Annotated in this window: 19 protein-coding genes and 3 pseudogenes; 7 read left to right on the top strand and 15 right to left on the bottom strand. The window is 63.0% G+C overall.

Annotation, left to right across the window (positions count from 1 at the left end; all coding sequences use genetic code 11):
• The 8 genes and pseudogenes from CTR53_RS13420 to CTR53_RS13385 form a co-directional block, all read right to left on the bottom strand.
• Positions 1-341: pseudogene (locus CTR53_RS13420) on the bottom strand (hypothetical protein); the annotation flags it as partial.
• 22 nt (positions 342-363) lie between these two features.
• Positions 364-1200 (bottom strand): ABC transporter ATP-binding protein, encoded by an 837-nt coding sequence (locus CTR53_RS13415; RefSeq protein WP_290814201.1) that lies wholly within the window; start codon positions 1198-1200, stop codon positions 364-366.
• Positions 1201-1267: 67 nt separating this feature from the next.
• Positions 1268-1609, bottom strand: a complete 342-nt coding sequence (locus CTR53_RS13410) for a hypothetical protein (RefSeq protein WP_290814198.1) — start codon at positions 1607-1609, stop codon at positions 1268-1270.
• Positions 1530-2429: an ABC transporter substrate-binding protein gene (locus CTR53_RS13405; RefSeq protein WP_290814194.1), complete on the bottom strand. Its 900-nt coding sequence runs from the start codon at positions 2427-2429 to the stop codon at positions 1530-1532. The genes CTR53_RS13410 and CTR53_RS13405 overlap by 80 nt, the downstream gene beginning before the upstream one ends.
• Before the next feature lie 126 nt (positions 2430-2555).
• Positions 2556-3620 carry a branched-chain amino acid ABC transporter permease gene (locus CTR53_RS13400; protein WP_290814191.1) on the bottom strand — a complete coding sequence of 355 codons (1065 nt, stop codon included), beginning with the start codon at positions 3618-3620 and terminating at the stop codon, positions 2556-2558.
• A 17-nt stretch (positions 3621-3637) separates the two neighbouring features.
• A complete protein-coding gene (locus tag CTR53_RS13395; protein WP_290814189.1) occupies positions 3638-4522 on the bottom strand; it encodes a branched-chain amino acid ABC transporter permease in 885 nt (294 codons plus the stop codon).
• 11 nt (positions 4523-4533) lie between these two features.
• The gene (locus CTR53_RS13390) at positions 4534-5328 is read right to left on the bottom strand and encodes an ABC transporter ATP-binding protein (protein WP_290814188.1); all 795 of its coding nucleotides are present in this window, start codon (positions 5326-5328) and stop codon (positions 4534-4536) included.
• 5 nt (positions 5329-5333) lie between these two features.
• Positions 5334-7313: an AMP-binding protein gene (locus CTR53_RS13385; protein WP_290814186.1), complete on the bottom strand. Its 1980-nt coding sequence runs from the start codon at positions 7311-7313 to the stop codon at positions 5334-5336.
• A 631-nt stretch (positions 7314-7944) separates the two neighbouring features.
• Here CTR53_RS13385 and acnA point away from each other — a divergent pair.
• Together acnA and CTR53_RS13375 are read left to right on the top strand one after the other, a co-directional pair.
• Positions 7945-10579, top strand: a pseudogene (gene acnA / locus CTR53_RS13380) (aconitate hydratase AcnA).
• Positions 10580-10648: 69 nt separating this feature from the next.
• A complete protein-coding gene (locus CTR53_RS13375) occupies positions 10649-11209 on the top strand; it encodes a nucleotidyltransferase family protein (RefSeq protein ID WP_290814184.1) in 561 nt (186 codons plus the stop codon).
• Here CTR53_RS13375 and CTR53_RS13370 read toward each other — a convergent pair.
• The 5 genes from CTR53_RS13370 to CTR53_RS13350 all read right to left on the bottom strand — a co-directional run bounded on the left by CTR53_RS13370 (position 11202) and on the right by CTR53_RS13350 (position 15385).
• Positions 11202-11633, bottom strand: a complete 432-nt coding sequence (locus tag CTR53_RS13370; RefSeq protein ID WP_290814182.1) for an FKBP-type peptidyl-prolyl cis-trans isomerase — start codon at positions 11631-11633, stop codon at positions 11202-11204. The genes CTR53_RS13375 and CTR53_RS13370 overlap by 8 nt on opposite strands.
• A gap of 113 nt (positions 11634-11746) precedes the next feature.
• Positions 11747-12097, bottom strand: a complete 351-nt coding sequence (locus tag CTR53_RS13365) for an FKBP-type peptidyl-prolyl cis-trans isomerase (protein ID WP_290814179.1) — start codon at positions 12095-12097, stop codon at positions 11747-11749.
• Between the two features lie 496 nt (positions 12098-12593).
• A complete protein-coding gene (locus CTR53_RS13360) occupies positions 12594-13469 on the bottom strand; it encodes a UDP-2,3-diacylglucosamine diphosphatase (RefSeq protein WP_290814177.1) in 876 nt (291 codons plus the stop codon).
• A 202-nt stretch (positions 13470-13671) separates the two neighbouring features.
• The gene (locus tag CTR53_RS13355; protein ID WP_290814175.1) at positions 13672-13977 is read right to left on the bottom strand and encodes an HU family DNA-binding protein; all 306 of its coding nucleotides are present in this window, start codon (positions 13975-13977) and stop codon (positions 13672-13674) included.
• Positions 13978-14182: 205 nt separating this feature from the next.
• Positions 14183-15385, bottom strand: a complete 1203-nt coding sequence (locus CTR53_RS13350; protein WP_290814173.1) for a multidrug effflux MFS transporter — start codon at positions 15383-15385, stop codon at positions 14183-14185.
• A 144-nt stretch (positions 15386-15529) separates the two neighbouring features.
• Between CTR53_RS13350 and CTR53_RS13345 the strand changes: the two genes are divergently transcribed.
• Entirely contained in the window at positions 15530-16306 is a 777-nt protein-coding gene (locus CTR53_RS13345) for an FkbM family methyltransferase (protein WP_290814171.1), read from the top strand.
• Between the two features lie 12 nt (positions 16307-16318).
• Here CTR53_RS13345 and CTR53_RS13340 read toward each other — a convergent pair whose 3' ends face one another.
• Complete coding sequence (locus CTR53_RS13340) at positions 16319-17473, bottom strand: hypothetical protein (RefSeq protein ID WP_290814169.1); 1155 nt, start codon at positions 17471-17473, stop codon at positions 16319-16321.
• 305 nt (positions 17474-17778) lie between these two features.
• Here CTR53_RS13340 and CTR53_RS13335 point away from each other — a divergent pair, with 305 nt between their 5' ends.
• The 4 genes and pseudogenes from CTR53_RS13335 to CTR53_RS13320 all read left to right on the top strand — a co-directional run bounded on the left by CTR53_RS13335 (position 17779) and on the right by CTR53_RS13320 (position 22521).
• On the top strand, positions 17779-18984 hold the full coding sequence (locus CTR53_RS13335) for a glycosyltransferase family 4 protein (RefSeq protein WP_290814167.1): 1206 nt from the start codon (positions 17779-17781) through the stop codon (positions 18982-18984).
• Positions 18912-20028, top strand: a pseudogene (locus CTR53_RS13330) (GDP-mannose 4,6-dehydratase). The gene CTR53_RS13335 and the pseudogene CTR53_RS13330 overlap by 73 nt, the downstream one beginning before the upstream one ends.
• Positions 20021-20992: a GDP-L-fucose synthase gene (locus CTR53_RS13325; RefSeq protein ID WP_290814164.1), complete on the top strand. Its 972-nt coding sequence runs from the start codon at positions 20021-20023 to the stop codon at positions 20990-20992. The pseudogene CTR53_RS13330 and the gene CTR53_RS13325 overlap by 8 nt, the downstream one beginning before the upstream one ends.
• On the top strand, positions 20989-22521 hold the full coding sequence (locus tag CTR53_RS13320; protein ID WP_290814162.1) for a lipopolysaccharide biosynthesis protein: 1533 nt from the start codon (positions 20989-20991) through the stop codon (positions 22519-22521). The genes CTR53_RS13325 and CTR53_RS13320 overlap by 4 nt, the downstream gene beginning before the upstream one ends.
• Before the next feature lie 26 nt (positions 22522-22547).
• Here the strand turns inward: CTR53_RS13320 and CTR53_RS13315 are convergent.
• Positions 22548-23586: right-handed parallel beta-helix repeat-containing protein (locus tag CTR53_RS13315; protein ID WP_290814160.1), on the bottom strand; the 1039-nt coding region annotated here is incomplete at its 5' end.

Here is a 23586-nt window from a genome sequence, read left to right as displayed (position 1 = left end):
TCCGATGGCTTGCCGGCCTGCAGGCCGCCCAGCGGCGGCTTGGCTTTCTGTCGCGGCGCCAGATCGGATTTGCGCGTGATGGGTAGTTTCGCCAGTGCGGCCAGCGACGTGAGCTTGGCCGGCTTCACGTCCTTGAGCAGGTCGCGGTAATACGGACTGGTCTTCCGGGCATGCGTGACCAGCGCGCGTAACGCGGCCAGCTGCGCCTTCAGGCGCGCGGCCGGGCTGCGTGTCTCGCGCTTGTCGAGATATTCATCCACCCGGGCCTTTGCCTTGGCGCGCGGCCTGGCCGCCTTTTTGACAGCCTTCTTCTTCACGGCCTTCTTCGCTGCACGTGCCACAGGTCGTCTCCTTGAAAACGGATCAGGCGAGCCAGCGCTTACGCCGGCGATAATGCTTGGTGTCGCGGAAGCTCATGCGGCCACCGGCGCCGAGGCCGAGGTAGAACTCCTTCACATCGGAATTCTCGCGCAGCTTTTCGGCCGGGCCGTCCATCACGATGCGCCCGTTTTCGAGGATGTAGCCGTAATCGGCATAGCGCAGCGCCATGTTGGTATTCTGCTCGGCGATCAGGAAGCTGACGCCGGTTTCCTTGTTGAGCTTGTGGACGATCTCGAAAATCTCTTCCACCAGCTGCGGCGCCAAGCCCATCGAAGGTTCGTCCAGCAGGATGGTGTCGGGCCTGCTCATCAGGGCGCGGCCGATGGCAGTCATTTGCTGCTCGCCGCCCGAAGTATAGCCGGCCTGGGATTTGCGCCGCACCTTCAGGCGCGGAAAATACGAATAGACCATCTCGAGGTCGCGTTCGATCGCCTTGTTGCCGTCGCCGCGGGTATAGGCGCCGGTCAGCAAATTTTCCTCGATGGTGAGATGGCCGAAGCAATGGCGGCCCTCCATCACCTGGATCAGGCCCTTCTTGACCAGGATCGACGGGCTGAGCTGGTCGACACGCTCGCCGTGATAGTCGATATGGCCCTTGGTGATATCGCCGCGCTCGGCGCGCAGCAGATTGGAAATCGCTTTCAGCGTGGTGGTCTTGCCGGCGCCGTTCGCGCCCAGCAGCGCCACGATACCGCCCTTGGGCAACTGCAGAGACACGCCCTTCAACACGAGGATGACGTGATTGTAGATCACCTCGATGTTATTGACGGTGAGCAGCGGCGCGGGGGTCACGTCGGTCTGGGCGGCAGTGGCGGTCATACAGATATCCGGGACTGAGAAAAGCGGAACCCCCGCCGGTTTGACGCGGCGGGGATTCGTTCAGGCGTTACGACCGCGCGCAGCTGCGCGATGCAACATTCTTTTCACGTGCGTAGGTGTCGGCGTCCTTCAGATACAGCGGCCAGAGCTTCTGGTTTTCCGGAAGGATCCAGTCGCTGACCGGCTTCCACTGGTCGCCCTGCCACTGCACCACCTGGATCTTGCCGTCGCCCAGATGGTTGTCGCAGGCGAGCTTCAGCGGCTGCAGGAAGCCTTTCAGGCCGAGCTTGTCGATGCTGGAATCGGTCAGGTTGATCGCCTCGAAGCCGTCACGCGACTGCTCGCCGTTCATCACCTTGCCCTTGCCATGCTTTTCCTGCGCGGCACGCAGCGCTTCGACCGTCAGCATGGCGTTCATCGCGCCGCGCAGATAGCCGATCTCGCCGAAATGCTTGCCGCCCTGCGACGCCTTGCCCTTGTCGACCAGGAACTTCTTCAGATCCTTCAGCAGCTGAAGATCCTTGGAAGCGCCGTGGAAGGTNNTAGACATAGTCCGGACGCATCTGGCGGATCTGCAGCCAGATCGACTTCTGCTCAAGGCCCGGTGCCGGCACCGGCACCAGTTCCAGCTTGAAGCCGAGTTCCTCGGCGTAGTTCTGGAAGACCGGGATCGGTTCCTTGCCGTAGGCAATATCGATATAGACGTAGGCAACCTTCTTGCCCTTCATCTTGTCCTTGCCGCCCAGTTCCTTGGTGATGTACTGGATGCCGGCGCTGGCGCCGCCCCAGTAGGTGGCAGGAGCCGTGAAGACCCAGGGGAAGATGTTGCCGACGGTGGCCGACGCGCGGCCGTAGCCCATCGAGAAGATCACCGACTTGTCGGTCGCCGCGCGATCGATCAGGGCGTAGGTGATGCCGGTGGAATACGGGCTGTAGATGGTGCCGCCCTGCGCCTTCAGGCGTTCATAGCATTCCACGCCACGCTCGGTGTTGTACTGCGTTTCGCATTCCTCGACGCGCAGCTTGACGCCGTTGATGCCACCATCGCGCTCGTTCACCAGATTGACGTAATCGGCAAAGCCGTCGGCGACCGGAATACCGCTCGGCGCGTAAGGCCCGGTGCGGTAGACCATCGACGGGATTACCTGCTCCTGCGCCAGCGCCGCAAAGGCACTGCCAGCCAGAGCTGCGCCCGCGACAAGGGACGCGATCCATTTGGATGCTTTCATTTTATCCTCCCGGTTATACCTGCCTTGTCTGGCAGGAATTGCAGTTAGCCTAGCATGCCAAAAACACAGTACAAACCCGGTTTTCCCGATGCCCGCGCAGATATGACGGCTGTCGGAAAAGGTAGATCAGTAGGGGAACGGCCAGATGCGCAGCTTCTCCTTGGCGATCTGCCAGAGCCGGGCAAGGCCATGCGGCTCGACGATCAGGAAAAGCACGATCAGGGCGCCGAAGACCATGAATTCCAGATGCGCCACAATCGCGGTCGACAGGTCGAAGCCCAGCATCGGCGGGACCCGGGTGAGGAAGATCGGCAGCAACAGGATGAAGAAGGCGCCGAGGAAGCTGCCCAGGATCGAGCCCAGACCGCCGATAATGATCATGAACAGCGCCTGGAACGACAGGCTGATGCCGAAGCCGTCCGGCTCGGTGGACCCGAGATACACGAACAGATACAGGGCGCCGGCAACGCCGATGTAGAAGGACGACACGGCAAAGGCGGTCAGCTTCGCCACCACCGGCCGGATGCCGATGATCTCGGCCGCGATGTCCATATCGCGGATCGCCATCCATTGCCGGCCCGGATTGCTGCGCACGAGATTCTTGGCCGCCAACGCCAGCAGGGCAACGACACCGAGGGCGAACAGATATTTCTCCAGCGGCGTATCGGCCTCCCAGCCGAAGATGTTCAGATGCGGCGCGGTGATGACGCCCGAGGTTGCGTGATTGGTCAGCCAGCCCCATTTGACGAACAACCAGGGCAGGAAGAACTGCGCCGCCAGCGTGGCCACGGCGAGATAGAAGCCCTTGATGCGCAGGGACGGCAGGCCGAAGAACATGCCCACGGCCGCGGTGATCATACCGGCCAGCGCGAAGACGACCAGCAGGTTGAGATCCGGGATGCGGGTGGCGATATTCCAGGCCGCAACCGCGCCCACGCCCATGAAGGCACCGGTGCCGAGCGAAAGCTGGCCGCAATAGCCGGTGAGGATGTTGAGCCCGAGTGCCGCCAGCGACAGGCAGAGGAAGGGAATCAACAGCGCAGTGTAGACATAATCGGTCGCCACCAGCGGAATGCCGACGAAAGCCACCAGCAGCATCAGCGCGAAAAAAACGCGGTCCTGCGGAATGGTGAAGATCGCCTGGTCGGCGCTGTAGGTGGTCTTGTATTGGCCGGATTCGCGGTAGAGCATGGGTCAGGTATCCTTCACTACACGCGTTCGATCAGTTTTTCGCCGAACAGGCCCTGCGGCCGGATCAGCAGGAAGCCAAGCGCCAGCACATAGGCAAACCAGTTCTCGATACCGCCGCCGACAAAAGGCCCGATATAGACCTCGGCCAGCTTTTCACCTGCGCCGATGATCAACCCGCCGATGATGGCGCCCGGGATCGAGGTGAAGCCGCCAAGGATCAGCACAGGCAGGGCCTTGAGCGCGAGGCCGACGATGGCAGGCTGCACGCCGAGTTTGGAGCCCCACATCACGCCGGCGACCAGCGCGACCAGACCGGCAATTGCCCAGACGATGATCCAGATCACGTTGAGCGGAATACCGACCGATTGCGCCGCTTGATGGTCATCGGCCACCGCACGCAGCGCGCGGCCGGTCCGGGTCTTCTGGAACACCACAAGCGATGCCAGCAACGTGCCGGCCACAAGGGCGGCCCAGAGGTCGAAGGACTGGATCAGGATATCGCCGTCCATCAGGAAGATCGGATCGGTCGGGATGCCGACGTCGAGCTGCTTCACGTTGCTGCCCCAGATGGTCTGACCGAAACCGTCGAGGAAGAACGACACACCGATGGTGGCCATGAACAGGATGATGCCTTCCTGATTGACCAGATGGCGCAGCACTAGCCGTTCGATCGCACCAGCCAGCACTACCATGACAGCAACCGTCAGCAACAGCGACAGCCAGGTCGGAACGCCCATCTCGCTGAAGCCGACAAAGAACAGCCCGGCAAACAACACCATTGCGCCCTGCGCGAAATTGAACACACCGGAGGCCTTGAAGATCAGCACGAAGCCGAGCGCCACCAGCGAATACATCACGCCGGCCATCAGGCCGCCGATCAGGACTTCGAAGAAGAATGCCATCCCGAGTCCCCTTAATGCTGCACGCCGAGATAGGCGTCGATGACGGCCTGATTGTTCTTTACCTCGGCCGGCACGCCGTCGCCGATCTTGCGGCCGTAATCGAGCACCACGACGCGGTCGGAAATATCCATCACCACGCCCATGTCATGCTCGATCAGGCATATCGTGGTGCCGAATTCGTCATTCACATCGAGGATGAAGCGGCACATATCCTGCTTCTCTTCCAGGTTCATGCCCGCCATCGGCTCATCCAGCAACAGCAGCGTCGGCTCGGCCGCCAGCGCGCGCGCCAGTTCGACGCGCTTCTGGAGACCATAGGGCAGCCGGCCGACCGGCACCTTGCGGATCGCCTGGATTTCCAGGAAGTCGATAATGCGTTCGCAGAATTCGCGATGCTCGATCTGCTCGCGCTCGGCCGGACCTTTATAGAAAGCCGAACTGAACAGCCCCGCCTTCATCTTCAGCAGCCGGCCGGTCATGATGTTGTCGAGCGTCGACATGCCCTTGAACAAGGCGATGTTCTGGAAGGTGCGCGCGATACCCTGCTTGGCGGCCTGATGCGGACGCATCTGTTTGCGCTTCTCGCCGCGATAGGTGATCGTGCCCTGCTGCGGGTGATAGAAGCCGTTGATGCAGTTCAGCATCGACGACTTGCCGGCGCCGTTCGGCCCGATGATCGCCAGCACTTCGTGTTCGCGAATCTCGAAGCTGATATCGGTCAGGGCTTTCACCCCGCCGAATGACAGGCTGATATTCTCGACCTTGAGCAGGACGTCGCCGATCTTCTTCTCTGTTACGCTGCTCATTCCGGTCAACCTGCCTTGCGCATCGTCGAATAAGTGGTGGCTTCGTCGATCTTCAGATTGGCCTTGAAAGTGCCGGTACGGCCGTCCTCGAAGGTGATCTTGGCTTCCACCGCAATCGAAGGCTGGCCTGAATACAGCGCCTCAATCAGCGTGCCGTAGCGCTCGGCGATGGTGCTGCGGCGAACCTTGCGGGTACGCGTCAGCTCGCCATCATCGGCATCCAGCTCCTTGTGCAGGACCAGGAAGCGCTTGATCTGGCTCGCCGTCATGCTGCTGTCTGACGACAGGTCGCGGTTGACCTGTTCGATGCAGCCGCGCAACAGCGCATACACCTCCGGCCGGCCGGCGAGGTCAGCATAGGAAGTATAGGCGATACCGTTGCGCTCGGCCCAGGAGCCGACCGCGGCAAGGTCGATATTGATGAAGGCCGCGACATGATCCCGGCCATCGCCGAAGGCCACCGCCTCCTTGATATGCGGGAAGAATTTCAGCTTGTTCTCGACATATTTCGGCGCGAACAGGGCACCGTCGGTCAGCCGGCCGACATCCTTGGCGCGGTCGATGATGCGCAGGTGGCCGTTGTCGGTGAACACGCCAGCATCGCCAGTATGCACCCAGCCGTCCGGTGTCTTGGTTTCGGCCGTCGCCGTGTCGTTCTTGTAATAGCCGACGAAAACGCCGGGACTGCGGAACAGCACCTCGCCGGTCTTCTCGTCGATCTTCAGTTCCACGCCCGGTGCCGGCGGACCGACGGTATCGGGGATCACGTCGGTATCGGTGTGCATGCACAGATACACCGTGCATTCGGTCTGGCCGTAAAGCTGCTTGAGATTGATGCCCAGCGCACGGAAGAAATCGAAAATATCCGGGCCGATGGCCTCGCCCGCCGTATAGGCCAGCCGCAGACGGCTCAGCCCCAGCACGTTCTTGAGCGGACCATAGACCAGGATTTCACCCAAGGCGTAGAGCATGCGGTCGGTGAAGGCGACCGGTTTGCCCTCCAGGATGTTGCGTCCGGCGCGACGCGCCAGCGCGATGAAGTAATGGAACATGCGGCGCTTGATCCCGCTGGCATCCTCCATGCGGATCATCACCGTGGTCAGCAGGTTTTCCCAGATACGCGGCGGCGCGAAGAAATAGGTCGGCCCGACTTCGCGCAGGTCTGTCAGCACCGTATCGGCCGATTCAGGACAGTTCATGCAGAAGCCCGTCACCGCGCCTTCAACATAGGACAGGAAGTTGTCGCCAACCCAGGCCATCGGCAGATAGGCCAGTACCTGATCGGTTTCGTTCAGCTTGTCGAAGGAGACTGCCAGATTGGCGGAGCGCACCACGTTGTCATGGCTGAGCATCACGCCCTTCGGCCGCCCGGTGGTGCCGGAGGTATAGCAGATGATCGCGAGGTCGCTGCCGTTGCCCTTGGCGATCTCGGCATCGACGAAGCCGGGATTGGCCTGGTTGTGTGCGGTGCCGGCCTTGAAGACATCCGCCAGATTGCGCAGGAAAGGCTGGTCGTAATGGCGCAGACCGCGCGGGTCGCCATAGGCGATGGTTTCCAGCATCGGCAGGCGGTCGCGGATCGACAGCAGCTTGTCGACCTGCTCCTGGTTCTCGACCACGGCGAAGCGCGCCTCGGCATGCTCGATCACATACTGAATTTCCTCGGCCACGCTATCCTGGTAGACCGGCACCGGAATACCGCCGAGCGCCTGCGCGGCTGCCATCGTCCAGTACAGCTCAGGCCGGTTGTCGCCGATGATGGCGACCTTGTCGCCGCGCCGCAATCCCAGCGCAGCCAGGCCGCCGGCCAGATCACGCACCCGGCCATCAACCTCGCCCCAGGTCCAGGTCTGCCAGATGCCGAGATCCTTTTCCCGCATTGCGGGACGGTCGCGGCGGTGCTGGGCGTTGTAGGCGAAGAATTTCGGGATGGTGTCGCGGCCCAATGGGTCACGCCCATCGGGTTGACCCGATGTCTCGGACATTTGTTTCGCCTCCTGCTCCGCGACGCAACCGTAGCCACGCCGTCGTTATTGCTCGTTGATAAAGGTCCGGCCCGATCCCCGTCAAGGGGTGGTCAATTTCACCCCCTGGCAGCCCCCTGATCTTGCCTAAATTTCGACCCCCATTGAACTTTCCTCCAGCCGAAACTGCTTGGCAAATGGCCGGTTTTGCGTCACCTATTTGCGGCATCAGCCACGGGCCATCCTCGCCCGCTCGACCAGCCTTACAATTTTGTTTCCGCTACGAAAGGATTGCCCCGTGAAAGCCGCGAAGAAGACCAAGCGCAAGGCCGCGAAGGCGAAAAGCCCGGCCACGAAAGCCAAGGGCACCAAGAAGGCCGTGAAAGCCAAAAAGGCGGTCAAGACCAAGAGGGCTGTGAAGAAGGCCGCAAAGAAGGTCGTGAAGGCCCGGAAAGCGGTCAAGGCCGCCCGGAAGGCCGTGGCCCGCAAGGCTGTGAAGAAGGCGGCCAGGAAGGTTGCCGTCGCCCGCAGGAAGACCGCCGCCGTCAAGAAGGGCGCCGTCAAGAAGGGCGCCATCAAGAAGAAGGCAGCCGTCAGGAAGGCCCCGGCCAAGGCCGCCGGCAAGAGCACCGGTGCCGCCCGTGCGGTTCCGATCGTGGTCGGTCACGACACCCTGAAGACGCGCCGCACCCTGAAGGTCGGCAACAAGAGCTACGCCTATTACAGCATCAAGGCCGCCGAGAAGGCCGGCCTGGGCGATCTCAGCCGCCTGCCCTATTCGATGAAGGTGCTGCTGGAAAACCTGCTGCGCTACGAAGACGGCCGCAGCGTGACGGTCGACGACCTCAAGGCCGTTGCCCAGTGGCTGAAGGACAAGCGTTCGGACCGCGAGATCGCCTATCGTCCGGCTCGCGTGCTGATGCAGGACTTCACCGGCGTTCCCGCCGTGGTCGACCTCGCCGCCATGCGCGACGCCATGACCCGCCTGGGCGGCGACACCAAGAAGATCAATCCGCTGTCGCCGGTCGACCTCGTGATCGACCATTCGGTGATGGTGGACTATTCGGCCGCCAAGAATGCCTTCCAGAAGAACGTCGACCTGGAATATGAGCGCAACGGCGAACGCTACGCCTTCCTGCGCTGGGGCCAGACCGCCTTCGACAACTTCCGCGTCGTGCCGCCGGGCACCGGCATCTGCCACCAGGTGAATGTCGAATATCTGGCGCAGACCGTGTGGACCGGCATCGACGGCAAGACCGAGGTTGCTTACCCGGATACCCTTGTGGGCACCGACAGCCACACCACCATGGTCAACGGCCTGGCCGTGCTGGGCTGGGGCGTGGGTGGCATCGAGGCCGAGGCCGCGATGCTGGGCCAGCCGATCTCCATGCTGCTGCCGGAAGTCGTCGGTTTCCGCCTCTCGGGCAAGCCGAAGGAAGGCACCACGGCCACCGACCTGGTGCTGACCGTGACGCAGATGCTGCGCAAGAAGGGCGTGGTCAACAAGTTCGTCGAATTCTACGGCCCCGGCCTGGACGAGCTGTCGATTGCCGACCGCTGCACGGTCGCCAACATGGCGCCGGAATACGGCGCCACCTGCGGCTTCTTCCCGGTCGACGGCGAGACCATCGCCTATCTGAAGGCCTCGGGCCGCGATCCGGACCGCGTCAAGCTGGTGGAAGCCTATGCCAAGGCACAGGGCTTCTGGCGCGGCCCGAAGGCCGTAGATCCNNCCGACCCGTCCGGAAGGCCGCGTGCCGCTCAGCCGCGCTTCGGTCGAGTTCAAGGACGCGATGAGCAACTTCTACGGCAAGAAGACCGCCGTGGACTTCCGCGCCAAGGTCGAGGGTGCCAATTTCGACCTCGGCCATGGCGACGTGGTGATCGCCGCCATTACGTCCTGCACCAACACCTCGAACCCGAGCGTGCTGCTGGGTGCCGGCCTGCTGGCGCGCAATGCGCTTAAAAAGGGCCTGACCACCAAGCCGTGGGTGAAGACCTCGCTCGCACCGGGCAGCCAGGTGGTCACCGACTATCTGGCGCAGTCGGGCCTGCAGAAGGAGCTGGATGGCCTCGGCTTCCAGATCGTCGGTTACGGCTGCACCACCTGCATCGGCAACTCCGGTCCGCTGCCGGATAACATCTCGAAAGCCGTGACCGACAACGACTTCGTCGTCGGCGCCGTGCTGTCGGGCAACCGCAACTTCGAAGGCCGCGTCCATCCGCTGACCAAGGCGAACTACCTCGCCTCGCCGATGCTGGTGGTGGCCTATGCGCTGGCCGGCAACCTGAACGTGGACGTGGCCAACGAGCCGCTCGGCCATGACAGGAAGGGCAAGCCGGTCTACCTGAAGGACATCTGGCCCTCGAACAAGGAAATCGCCGCCACCGTGCGCAAGTACGTGACGCCCGCGATGTTCAAGAAGCGCTATGCCGACGTGTTCAAGGGCGATCCGAACTGGCGCAAGATCGAAGTCGATGGCGGCCAGACCTATGGCTGGGACACGGCCTCGACCTACGTGCAGCATCCCCCGTATTTCGAGGGCATGAGCACGACGCCGGCGCCGATCACCGACGTCAAGGGCGCCCGCCTGCTGGCGATCCTGGGCGACAAGATCACCACCGATCACATCTCGCCCGCCGGCTCGATCAAGAAGGACGGCCCGGCCGGCCAGTACCTGATGGATCACAAGGTGAGCTACGCCGACTTCAACTCCTATGGCGCCCGTCGCGGCAACCACGAGATCATGATGCGCGGCACCTTCGCCAACATCCGCATCAAGAACGAGATGGTGCCGGGCACCGAAGGCGGCATCACCAAGCACATGCCGCATGGCGAGGTCATGTCGATCTATGACGCCGCCATGAAGTACAAGGCGGCCAGCACCCCGCTGGTGATCGTGGCCGGCAAGGAATACGGCAACGGTTCCTCGCGCGACTGGGCGGCCAAGGGAACCATCCTGCTGGGTGTGAAGGCTGTGATCGCCGAAAGCTACGAGCGCATCCATCGCTCGAACCTGGTCGGCATGGGCGTGCTGCCGCTGCAGTTCCTCAACGGCATGACCCGCTTCGACCTCAAGCTCGACGGCTCGGAGAAGTTCGACATCTCCGGCATTGCCGTGGGCCTGAAGCCGCGCATGAAGACGCCGGTGACCATCACCCGCGCCGACGGCTCGACCCAGACCATCGAAGTGCTGTGCCGCATCGATACGCTGGACGAGATCGACTACTACAAGAACGGCGGCATCCTGCATTACGTGCTGCGCAACCTGGCCAAGGCCGCGTAAGCAAGACTGCAGATCGCAGACACGAAAACGGCCGGGGCAACCCGGCCGTTTTTGCTTTATAAGGCTGCCATGCTTTCAGACCGCGAACAGGTTCTCGCCATCGTCGCCGCCGATCCCTGGGCGATGGAGATGCTGCGGCTGGCGCGCGGATTGAACCTGCCGGACTGGGTTATCGGCGCCGGCTTCCTGCGCAGCCTGGTCTGGGACCGGCTCTGCGGTTTCGCAGCCCGCACACCGCTCAACGATATCGACATTGTCTATTTCGATCCGTCCGATACCGGCCGCGAGCGCGAGAATGCAGCGGAAGCCCAGTTGGCGGCGTGGTGCCCGGACCAGATCTGGTCGGTGCGCAACATGGCGCGCATGCATATCAAGAATCGTGAAACGCCTTACAGCAGCACCGAACATGCCATCAGCCACTGGCTGGAAACCCCGACCGCAGTCGGCGTCGGCCTGAATGCAGACGACAGTCTGCGGCTGCTTGCGCCGCATGGCGCAGGGGATCTGCTGGCCGGTCGGGTCAGGCCGACGCCGAACGGCCAGCGCAAGATCAGGGAGTACCGGGCACGGGTCACGGCCAAAGACTGGCCGGCCCGCTGGACCCGGGTGATTGTCGAAGGCCTTACTTAACGTCGATCAGTTCGACATCGAAGATCAGCGTGGCATTCGGCGGGATCACGCCGCCGCCGGCACCCTGCGCGCCATAGCCGAGCTGCGGCGGGATGATCAGGCTGCGCTGGCCGCCGACCTTCATGCCGACCACGCCCTCGTCCCAGCCCTTGATCACGCGACCGCCGCCCAGCGGGAAGGAAAACGGCTGGCCGCGCGTGCGCGATGAGTCGAACTGGCGGCCCTTCTCGCCGGCAACCGAGAGCCAGCCGGTGTAATGCACGATGGCGGTCTGGCCCGGCTGCGCGGTGGCGCCGTTGCCGAGTTTGGTGTCTGTGTAACGCAGGCCGGAGGCCGTGGTCTTTTCCTGGGCCGCGACAGGCAGGGCGACAAAAAGGGCGGCGGCAGCGGCAAGGCTGGCGAAAGCACGGCGAGACAACGGCATCGAAAACAGCTCCCTGTGACGGACACGATCAGTGAATGACAGCGGCGACAACCTGCCGTCGCATTAAGGCAGCAGCGTGGCGCTGCACCATTCGACCATCCGCAAACGGTCGATCAGCGGACGTTGACCAGTTCGATCTCGAAAAACAGTGTGGCGCTGGGCGGAATGATGCGGCCGTTACCGCGTGCGCCGTAGCCGAGATAGGACGGGATCAGCAAGGCGCGCTTGCCGCCGACCTTCATGTAAAGGACGCCCTCGTCCCAGCCCTTGATGACCTTGCCCTGGCCCAGGGCGAATTCAAAGGGCTGTCCGCGTTTGTAGGAACTGTCGAACATGCGGCCGGGCTTGTTGTTTTCCCAGATCCACCCGGCGTAATGCACGGAAACCATCTTCCCGTTCTCGGCCTTGGCGCCCGAGCCCACGACAATATCCCCGACACGCATCCCCGATGCGGTCTGGCGCATATTGACGGCTTCCTGTTTACCGCCGAGGCCGATCGCCCCCAGTAGAGAATCAAGCACTCCCATGCCCTGAGAATAACAAGCAAATTCGTCCCTGCCCAGCTTTGTTAAGGGATTATGGAAGGGCGAATTCCGCGGAATTTGTCGCCGCTTCGCCCGCGGGGCAGGCTAGCGGTCGCACCGGCCAGGCCGAGGCAGCCTGTTTCGTCCTATGTCGAGGCCAGTTTCGTCCTGTTCGAGGCCTGTTCCGTCCCGTTTGAGCCAGTTACGGACAGTTTGGGCCAGTTACGGCCCATTCTGTCCCAGGATATCCCGCTTAAGCCTTTGACACTTCGTGCCAAGACATTGATTTCTTTTATCCACGATGTCCAAGAACGGCTTCAAGGGATCGAACGACGCGACGCGGAGACTCAGATTAAAGAACATATGTTCTATAAAATAGGAATTATAGCACATAAACCGCCCGGTCGCAAGACAACCGCCCGGACCGGGACAGACCCTAGTCAGCGGAAAGTGGCGTCGGCTGTGCGACGGGCAAAAAGTCGGCGGCACCGGAATTATTCACCCCGGGCATGTCACCGGCCATGTCGCCGGCCGGCAGGAAGCGGCCGGGATCCTCCCGCAGCGCGGCCCAGTGGAGAATTTCCAGCCGGCCGTCGAAATGTTCGACCAGGGCGGTGCAGCTTTCCACCCAGTCGCCATCGTTGCAGTAGAGGATGCCGTCGATGTCGCGGATTTCGGCATGATGGATATGGCCGCAGACCACGCCGTCGACATGCCGGCGACGCGCCTCCTCGGCAATCGCCTGCTCGTATTCCGAGATGAAGGCGACGGCGTTCTTGACCTTGTGCTTCAGATAGGCCGAGAGCGACCAGTAGGGCAGCCCCATGCGGCGACGCAGGTGGTTGAACCAGGTATTCAGGCCGAGCGCGAAGCCATAGGCGGCGTCACCCAGCAGCGCGAGCCATTTGGCGCAGCTGACAATGCCGTCGAAGTGATCGCCATGGGTGACGAGGAAGCGCCGGCCGTCCGACGTTTCATGGATCGCCTCCATCTGCACGGTGATGCCGCCGAACTGCATCCCGGCGGCTTCGATGAAGTCGCGCAGCGCCTCGTCATGGTTGCCCGGCACGTAGATCACGTCGGTGCCCTTGCGCGCCTTGCGCAGCAGCTTCTGCACCACGTCGTTGTGACTCTGGTTCCAGTACCACGACCGCTTCAGCCGCCAGCCGTCGACGATGTCGCCAACCAGATAGAGTTTGTCGGACTCGGTGTATCTGAGGAATTCGAGCAGCAGATCGGCCTTGCAGCCACGGGTTCCGAGGTGGATGTCGGAAATCCAGATGGTGCGGTAGCGCGCGGGCATCAGGGCCATGTTCACCGGTCACCTACTCGACGAATCGCGGGAAGCGGCAAATCGTTGGCCGGGAAGATGAATCGCCCGCGTGACAGTGTCCCGTGAATTTTCCATGTCCCGCATGACGGTTCGGTTACGGCCGCCGGCAGATCCCTTCAGGCAAAGAAAAAGGGCCTGCCGCGAGGCAGGCCCTTCGATCTTTTCACCCTTGCGGGAGAGATCAGATCGCTTCCTTCAGCACCTTGGAGGCGCGGAAGGCAACCTTCTTCGAGGCCTTGATCTTGATCGGCTCGCCGGTCTGCGGATTGCGGCCCATGCGGGCGGCGCGCTTGCGGACCTGCAGGATGCCGATATCGCCCATACGGACGCGCTCGCCCTTCTTCAGGGACTTGGTGATAGCAGCGAAGAAATCGTCGAACAGGGCGATGGTGGCCTTCTTCTGCAGCTCGTGCTTCTCGGCCAGCGCCTGGGCGATCTGCTTCGCTGTCACGGTAACCGTCTTAGCGGCGGCGGCTGCTTTAGCCATGGTCTCTCTCCTCAGAGTGCATCGGATGTTGGTTTTTGAACGAATCGGGAGCTTGTTCCCGAATCCTCCATAGCACCGCCTCTGGGTTTTGCCCATCTATGAATGTGAAAAAAACCGCTAGGCATGCGGATTTTTGGCCTCCCGAGCGATTCGGAGCCGCAAACCATGCGGGTTTATCGCACCTGTCGCCGGGTGCAGTGTCGATTCAGGAGCGGCTGGTGCGAAATTTTGCGGCCACCACAAAGACCAGCAGCGAGAGAATGCCACAGCCCAGCATGGTCCAGATCATCGGATACTGGCTCGGATCGCGATCCTGGCCATTGCCGACCAGTGCCGCCGCAGCAGCACCGGTGGCCATCTGCAGCGCACCGGACAAACCAGCGGCAGCACCGGCCGCGCGCGGATTGACCGAAATGGCGCCGGCGATTCCGTTGGGCAGGACCAGACCGTTCGACAGTGCCACCACTGCCATCGGCAGGAAAATCCCCGGCAGGCTGAGCGGACCGAGCCAGCTCGCCAGCGCCAGCGCACCGGTACCAAACAGCTGGACGATGGCACCGCAGACCAGCATGCGATCCACCCCCAGTCGCACGGCGAAGCGCCCAGTGAAGAAATTGCCGGTCAGGTAGCCCAGCGACACCACGATGAACCACAGGCCGTAAGACGAGGCCGGCTCGCCCATCACCGTGACGACCACGAAAGGCGCGCCGGCGATGAAGGCGAAGAACACGCCCGATGTGAACGCCGTCTGCAGCACATAACCGCAGAAAACCGGCGAGCGCAGCAGCTCGGCATAGCCGCGCAGCAGCGCCGCCGCACCTTCGCCAAGTCCGCGTTCGGTAAGGGTTTCCGGCAGTGTCAGCACCACCCAGGCAAAGACCGCCACGCCTGCCAGGCTGCAGAAGGCGAAACTGGTGCGCCAGCCATACAGGCCATCGAGATAGCCGCCGATCGCCGGGGCCAGCATCGGCGCCAGCGACATCGCCATGGTGACATAGCCGATCATGCCGGCAGCGCGGTCGCGTTCGTACAGGTCGCGGATGATCGCCCGGCCGAGCACGAGACCGGCACAGCCGCCAAGGGCCTGCAGGATGCGCCCCAGCATCAGCCAGGAGATCGACGGGGCCAGCACGCAGGCAATGCTGCCGATACAGTAAATTCCCAGCCCCCAGAGCAGCACCGGGCGGCGGCCCCAGCGGTCGCTGATCGGACCGTAAACGAGCTGCGCCACGCCGAGGCCGACCAGGAAGAAAGTGAGCGTAAGCTGCACGGTGCCGTAGTCGACCGCGAGTTCCCTTGCCAGACCCGGCATCGACGGCAGGAAGATATTGAGCGCGATCGGCCCGAGCGCCGACATCGCGACCAGGATGAAAACGGACGGCTGGGTACGGACCGGCGGATTTGACATTGCGGGAGATGCTCGGGCTGAGGGCTGCTCCGTATACCGCCAATCCCCCTGCCAACCAAGCCCGGCCGGCCACCCAATGGTCACTTCTGATGCAGATCGCGGCAGGCCAGACTGCCATTTCCATTCAACCGAGCAGTTTTGCCAATGATGCTTCGCCCCCTGAAAACCTGGATCCGCAACACCTCCCGCGCCCTTGGCTACGATATCGTGCCGTTGCGCGACATGAAGGATCGCGACTTCGCCATCCACCTGGGTCAGTTGTTCCGCTTCCTGCAAATCGACTGCGTCTTCGATGTCGGCGCCAATGTCGGCCAGTATCGCGACTTCCTGCGCGACAAGGTCGGCTTCACCGGCACCATCGTGTCGTTCGAGCCGGTCAGCCGGAATGTGGCGATCCTGCAGCAGCGCAGCGCCGACGATCCGCGCTGGGAAATCGTCGGCCATGCCCTGGGCAGCAGCCGCAGCAGCCTGCCCATCCATGTGATGAAGTCCGACCAGTTCAGTTCATTCCTGACCCCCGACAATTCCGGCGTGCCGGATTTCGACGGGTTGAATGAGCCCGAGCATGTCGAGACCGTGGCGGTCTATCCGCTCGACGAGGTATTTCCCGTTCTGCAGCAGCGGCTGGGTTTCCGTCGCCCTTATCTGAAACTCGATACCCAGGGTTTCGATCTGGAGGTCGTGCAGGGCGCCCCGGCCACGCTGCGGAATGTCGTGGCGATGCAGACCGAAGCGTCGATCATCAATATCTACGAAGGCATGCCGGGCTATATGGATACGATCCGCTTCCTGAACGAGCGGGGCTTCGATATCTCCGGCCTGTATCCGATCAGCCGCGATCCCGGCATGCGCCTGATCGAATTCGATTGCGTGATGGTCAACCGCGCGATCGCCGAGGCGACCGCGGCGCCGCGGCACTAGTTGCCTGACCGGTCAGGCGCTCTGCGGGGCGCCGGACCGGTCGATCAGATCGATCAGTTCGCTGGTATCCGCACCGGCGACGAAATCGCTTTCCGGCAGCGCCAGCAGGCGATGGCGTGTCTCGTCATATTCGGTGTCGGTCAGGGTGAGGAAGAACCGGACCAGGTCTTCTTCATAAGGCTCGCTGAAATTCCAGCCGATCCGCCGCTCGCTCACCATGCGGCCTACTTCAAAACCGCCGGCCGTCAGGCAGGGGATGCCGAAAAAGCCGGCTTCATAGAAGCGGCAGGGCAGCAGCCAGCGCGAGTTATGGGCGCGGTTCTCGAGATCGATCGCCCAGGCGAAATCAAGATCGCTGTAGATGCATTCCAGGTCGCGCGGGTTCACATAGTCGCCCTCGTAAACCACATTGCTGAGGCGCGTTGTGGCATCGACGAAGGCCTGGCGGTCAACGGTGGTGAACACGCCGTAGAATTTGAACAGCACCAGTCCCTGCAGGCGTTCGGCCAGGCGGAGAATCAGATCGAGGGTGTCCTGGCCGCGGATCAGGCCGCAATAGCCGATCACCCAGCGATAGCCATGGTCCCTGGCCCGCCGGCCGCCGCTGTCCCGTGCAGCCCCGGTGATCGCCGGGAAGTTGGCCGGCAGCTTGTTTTCCAGCAGGAACCACGGCTTGCGATAATTCTGCAGCGGCTGGAAATAATTCCGCAGAAAACCGGGTGAGGAGACCACCAGCAGATCGACATGCCGCAACGCCAGTCGTTCGATGTGGCGCAATAACCGCGAACGCCAGCCCGCACCGACGAAGGCCGGCTGCACATCCAGCACCTCGTAGATCACCCGCGCCGGCCGGCGCCCGATCCGGCGGGCCAGCAGTGCCAGCAGCAGCTGGTCGATATTGCGGGCGTAAAAGAACGCAGCCTTGCGCAGGGCCCGGTGTTTGGCGACCACGCGCGGAACGGCGCCCAGCAGGGCGGCGATGCGACGGCCGTACTGGCGGTCCTGCGTGCGGCCGAGCGGCGTATAGGGCCAGGACGGCTCGAAGTCGCGGTTGTAGTTGTTGCGCCGGAAGCCGAAGACGAGCAGCTGATAGCCATGTGCGATAAAGGCCTCGGCGCGCTTCACCGTACTGACGTCGCTGATATCCGGGGCGAAGAAAACCGCCATTCGTTTCTGTTTAACCAGGTTGTGCATACGGGTCCGCGCGATATACGTGGCGAAATCGTGATCGCCTCAGGCTGGGTGACTCAGACTTTGGTGAATCTGGGCGATGCTAGGGTCCGGCGCGCGCGGTGGGGTGTGATCAATCTGTGCCGGCGCGACCTCGCACCACAACCCGCAACTGCTTGTGGAATGCGGGTTTTTGCGCCTTTTGCGCCGCAGCGGGCGGGTCACAGGTTGATCACTGGAGATTGGCTGCTCCGTCCGCTTCGATGCAGCTGTTCGATCCCATTTGCGACTCAGGATTCACCGTGACAGCGATTGCCGCCCAGGCCGCGCCACAGGCGCCGCGCCATTCCGCCCAGCCCTATTCTCCCGCGCATGCCTATGCGGCGGCGCCGTCGCGCCGTTTCGAACGCGTGGCGGTCAGCAGCATTTTCGGCGACCCGATGGATCGCCGGACCTGGTCGGCGGCGCCCTACAATGTCGCCTCCTGCCTGCAGAAGCTCGGCATTGCCGTCGAAGGCATTCATTCCGGCGGCACCCGCGGCGAGCGCGGCCTGCTCGCCCTGCATTACATGATGACCGGCTACGGTCGGCCGCATAGCAGCGAGGCCGTCCTGCGGCTGGATTCAGCGCGCCGCAAGGCCGCCGAACGTCTGGCCGAAACAGCCCGCCGTCGTCGCATCCGTCATATCCTGCATACCGGTACGCTGGATCTGCCGCCGGTCGACCGTGAAGACGGTGTAAAACACTATCTCTATTGCGATCAGACCTGGGCGCTGTCGCTGGCACACCGGACCGATCTTTCCGATTACAGCCAGCGCGCCGTCGACAGCTTCGAGGAAAGCGAGCGTGCCGCGCTCGACAGCGTGGAGCATATCTTCACCTTCGGCCATTACGTGCGCGACCACATGATCGCGCATTACGGCCTGCCGCCGGAGAAGGTGACGGCGGTCGGTTCCGGCATGGGGCAGATCGAGCCCTACGACCAGCCCAAGGATTACAGCCGGCCGCATCTGCTGTTCGTCGCCAAGCATCTTTTCGTGGCCAAGGGCGGCAACCTGCTGGTCGAGGCCTTCCGCATCGCGCAGGCCGAGCGCCCCGATCTGCTGCTCAACATCGTCGGCGATCCGGCCAGCGCCGGCCATGTGGCGACGCATCCCGGTATTCATTTCCATCCGCATCTGCCATGGCGCGAACTGCAGCGGCTCTATCGCGTGTCGAGCCTGCTGGCGCAGCCGATGCTGAACGATCCCTGGGGCCAGGTTTATCTCGAAGCCCTGTTGTCGCGCACGCCGGTGATCGGCCTGCGTCGCAACGGCCTGCCGGAGATCGTCGAGAACGGCCAGCATGGTTTCCTGGTCGAAGATGCCGATCCGCAGGCGCTGGCCTCGACCATCCTCGATGCCCTGTCCGATCCGCAGCGTCTGACCGAGATGGGCTGGAGCGGACAGCAGCATGTGCTGCAGACCTATTCCTGGGATGCGGTGGCAAACCGCATCGCCTTCGGCTGATTCCCCAACCTCCCCGACTAAGCAAAAAGGAACCGACAATGTCGAACAAGACAGCCCTGATCACCGGCGCGACTGGCCAGGACGGCGCTTATCTTTCCGAGCTGCTGCTTTCCAAAGGCTACACGGTGCATGGCATCAAGCGCCGTTCGTCGTCGATCAACACGCGCCGCGTCGACCATCTCTATAAGGACCGCCACGAGGAAGATGTGCGCTTCTTCCTGCATTACGGCGACATGACCGATTCGTCGAACCTGATCCGCCTGATCCAGGAGACGCAGCCCGACGAAATCTACAATCTCGCCGCGCAGAGCCATGTACAGGTCAGCTTCGAGACGCCGGAATACACGGCCAACACCGACGCCATGGGCACCCTGCGCCTGCTGGAGGCCATCCGCATCCTGAAGCTGGAGGAGAAGGTGCGCTTCTATCAGGCCTCGACCTCGGAGCTTTATGGCAAGGTGCAGGAAATCCCGCAGCGCGAAACCACGCCCTTCTATCCGCGCAGCCCTTACGCGGTCGCCAAGCTCTATGCCTACTGGATCACGGTAAATTACCGTGAGGCCTACAGGATGCATGCCTCGAACGGCATCCTGTTCAACCATGAGAGCCCGATCCGCGGCGAGACTTTCGTGACCCGCAAGATCGCGCGNNCATGCCCGCGACTATGTCGAAGGCATGTGGATGATCCTGCAGCAGGACACGCCGGACGATTACGTGCTGGCCACCGGCGAAGTGCACAGCGTGCGCGAATTCACCGAACTGGCCTTCAAGCGCATCGGCCGCCAGATCCAGTGGGACGGCAAGGGTGTCGACGAAAAGGGCTACTGCGACAAGACCGGCGACATCCTGGTTGCGGTCGATCCGGAATACTACCGCCCGACCGAAGTCGACTATCTGCATGGCAGCCCGGAAAAAGCCTGGCGCCAGATGGGCTGGCAGCACAAGACCAGTTTCGAACAGCTGGTGACCGAAATGGTCGATGCCGACCTGGTCGCCCTGAAGCACAACCACCATGCCGAAACCGGAGCGATGGCCTATGCCTGAGACGAAACCGCTCTATCCGCTCGTCGGCAAGCGCATCTGGGTCGCGGGTCACCGCGGCCTGGTCGGCTCGGCCGTGGTACGGCGACTGCAGTATGAGGATTGCGAGATCCTCACGGCACCGCGCCAGCAGGTTGATCTGCGCAATCCCGAGCAGGTGAATCAATGGATGCGCGATGCCCGCCCGCGGGCCGTCGTCGTGGCGGCCGCACGGGTGGGCGGCATCCATGCCAATGACAGCCGGCCGGCCGAGTTTCTTTACGACAACCTGATGATCGAGGCGAATATCATCGAGGCAGCACGACAAAGCCGCGTCGAGAAGCTGATCTTCCTCGGGTCGTCCTGCATCTATCCGCGCATGGCGCCGCAGCCGATCCCGGAATCCGCTCTGCTGACCGGGCCGCTGGAGCCGACCAACGAATGGTATGCCATCGCCAAGATCGCCGGCATCAAGCTCTGCCAGGCGTATCGCCGCCAGTATGACTGCGACTACATCTCGGCGATGCCGACCAACCTCTATGGCCCGGGCGACAATTTCGACGTGATGCAGGGACACGTGATCCCGGCGCTGATGTCGAAAATCCATCGCGCGAAAGAGACTGGTGCCGAGACCGTCGAGGTCTGGGGCAGCGGCCGCGCGCTGCGTGAATTCCTCTATGTCGACGACGCCGCCGACGGCATCGTGCATATTCTGAAACACTACTCCGGCACCGAGCATGTCAATCTCGGCACCGGCGACGAGATCACGATCCGCGAGCTTGCCGAACTGATGGCCCGGGTGATCGGCTTCCGCGGCGAGCTGGCTTTCGATACCAGCAAGCCGGACGGCACGCCGCGCAAGGTGATGGATATCGAACGCCTGCGCGCGATGGGCTGGCAGGCCGGCACGTCGCTTGAGACCGGCATGGCGCAGACCTATCGCTGGTATGTGAACCGTCATCTCGCCGAGCAGCGGGCGATCGCTTGAGCAAAGCTTACGATCCGCTGTCGACCGAGCATCTGCAGCAGGATCTGACCCGGCGCAGCCTGCGTGGCGGCCTGATTGCCTTCGGCAGTCAGGCCGTCCGCTTTACCGCCCAGTTCGGCGGCACCATCCTGCTGGCCCGGCTGCTCACACCGCATGCCTTTGGCCTGGTGGCCATGATCGCCGCCCTGTCGGTGCTGCTCGATCTGCTCAAGGAACTCGGCCTCTCGGCAGCCACCATCCAGCGGCAGGAGATCACGCAGCAGCAGGTCTCCACGCTGTTCTGGATCAATGCCTGCTTCGGCTGTCTGTTGGCACTCGGCCTGCTGCTGGCAGCACCCGCCATTGCCGGATTCTACGGCGAACCCGAACTGACGTCGATTACGCGTTGGCTGGCGCTCGGCTTTGTCGTCAGCGGGCTTACCATTCAGCACTGGGCGCTGCTGCGCCGCCAGATGCGCTTCACCGCCATCGCTGTCATCGAGACCGGTGCCGAACTGATCGCATTGGCGATTGCCGTGGCCTGCGCCACGCAAGGTGCCGGCTACTGGGCGCTGGTGGCACAGCGCGTGGCCGGACCGACACTGACCCTGGTCGCGACCTGGCTGTTGTGCCCCTGGCGCCCCGGCCTGCCGGCACGCGATGCCGAGATCGCCGCCATGCTGCGCTTCGGTGGCTCCTTCACCGGCTACAACCTGCTGGCCGTGGCTACACGCAGTCTGGATCAGGTGCTGATCGGCTGGCTTTGGGGGCCCATCGTACTGGGTTTCTACGAACGCGCCGCCAAGCTGGTGCTGGTGCCGCTGAACAACCTGAATGCGCCGCTCTATGCAGTGGCGATGCCGGCGCTCAGCCGCCTCGAACGGCAGCCCGAGCGTTACCGCCACGCCTTCCTGCTGGTCTTCGAGAAATTCGCCATGGTGACGATGCCGCCTGCCGCGCTGGCCGCTGTCACCTCGGACTGGGTGGTCGGACTGCTGTTCGGTCCGCAATGGCAGGCGGCGGCGCCTTTCGTGGCCAGCTTCTCGACTGCGGCGATCACCCTGCCCGCCATGCTGGCCGTCGCGCTGCTCTATCTGAGCCAGAACCGCTCCGGCGACCTGCTGCGCGCCGGACTTGTCGATACCGCTGCGGTCGTCGCCGCGATCCTCGCCGGTCTGTCGTTCGGCGCTGTGGGCATTGCAATCGCCTATGCCATTGCCGGCCTGACGCTGCGGCTGCCGCTGGCGATCTGGATCGGCGGCAGCCAGGGCCCGGTCAACCGTCGCGATCTCGCAGCAGCCCTGCTGCCCTCGCTGGCCACGGCCGGCGCGGTTGCCGGCAGTGTCGCCGCCCTGCGCCATGCCGGTTGGCTCGTCGCCAGCGGACCACTGACCGGTCTGGCGCTCAGCTTCGCCGCCGCAGCTCCCCTAGCCTTCGCCATCTTCCTGGCGATCCCGCGCAGTCGGCGCATTCTCGGCATCCTGCGCCGCCTGCCGCAGATGCTGCGCCATGGCCCAGCGCCGTCGTCGCTCGGCACCGCCGGAGAATAAAAAAATCTCGGAAGAGAGCAGGATTATTACGTCAGGCCGACCGGATTGCCGTCGGTGTCGCTCTCCGGCTTGCCGCGCTTGATGCGCAGGCGACCCTGGCGGTCGACCCAAAGGCGATGATCGCCGAGCTGCATCAGGTTGCGGCTCTGCCAGTCACCGCCGGCGCGCAGGCCAATGCCATCCGTGGCATTGCCGATCTCGAGAACCTCGAAACCGCCCTCGCCGCGTACTGCCCCACTGCAGCCGATCGCCGTGGCACTGCTGCGCGGATCGCCGCGCAACTGGGCCAGGCCGGCTTCGGCCGCCTTGGCATCGCCGCTGCCCGAACAGCCGACCAGCACGAGACGGCCGGCAAGTACGGCGCGGATCAGATTGCGCTGCTTGAACATCGAATAGGCCGTGCAGCCGACCAGTGTGCCGAAACCCTGCAGCCAGATGCCGGCATCGCCGCGGGGAAAACCATCGGCACCTTCATGATTATTCTCGAAGCCGCAGCTCGACAGCAGGGTGCAGCCGTTTTCTGCCACTAGACCATAGCGCTTGTTGAGCAGGAAATATGCGCCATGGAAGCTGACATCGTAGCAACCGTCCAGCATGGCGGCGCCGTGGATGCCGTTTTCACCGAATACGCCGCCGATCACCCGGACGGCAGAAAGAATCCCCTTGCCGCCGACCTCGTGATGGAAGCTGGCGCCATGGCCGCGGTTGTTGCGGAAATAGCAATTGGCGATCTGGCCCTCGAAGACATTGCCGATCAGCTGCGCACCGTTCTTGCCGCAGCGATGCACCACTAGGTCGCGCAGACAGAAATTGTAGAGATAGTTCTTGTTGCCTGCGCAGGCGAGCCGGATGCCATGACCGTCCTCGCCGCTGCCAAAGATGTCGAGCCCCTGGATCAGCAGGTAGCGGAAGGTGGAACGGCTGTCGACATCGATGACGTTGCTGCCATCCCGAATGTCCGAAACGATGCGCGCGCCCATGCCGAAGATACCGGACTGATGTACGATATTCTGCTTCGGCGAAATGCGCAGCGTACGGGTCACGCGATAGGTGCCGGGCGGCACC

Origin of the sequence: Ferrovibrio sp., from assembly GCF_002796975.1 — a bacterium.
Lineage (GTDB): Bacteria > Pseudomonadota > Alphaproteobacteria > Ferrovibrionales > Ferrovibrionaceae > Ferrovibrio.
Note: the sequence above shows the minus strand (reverse complement) of the source record. Positions and strands in the feature narration are given on the sequence as shown.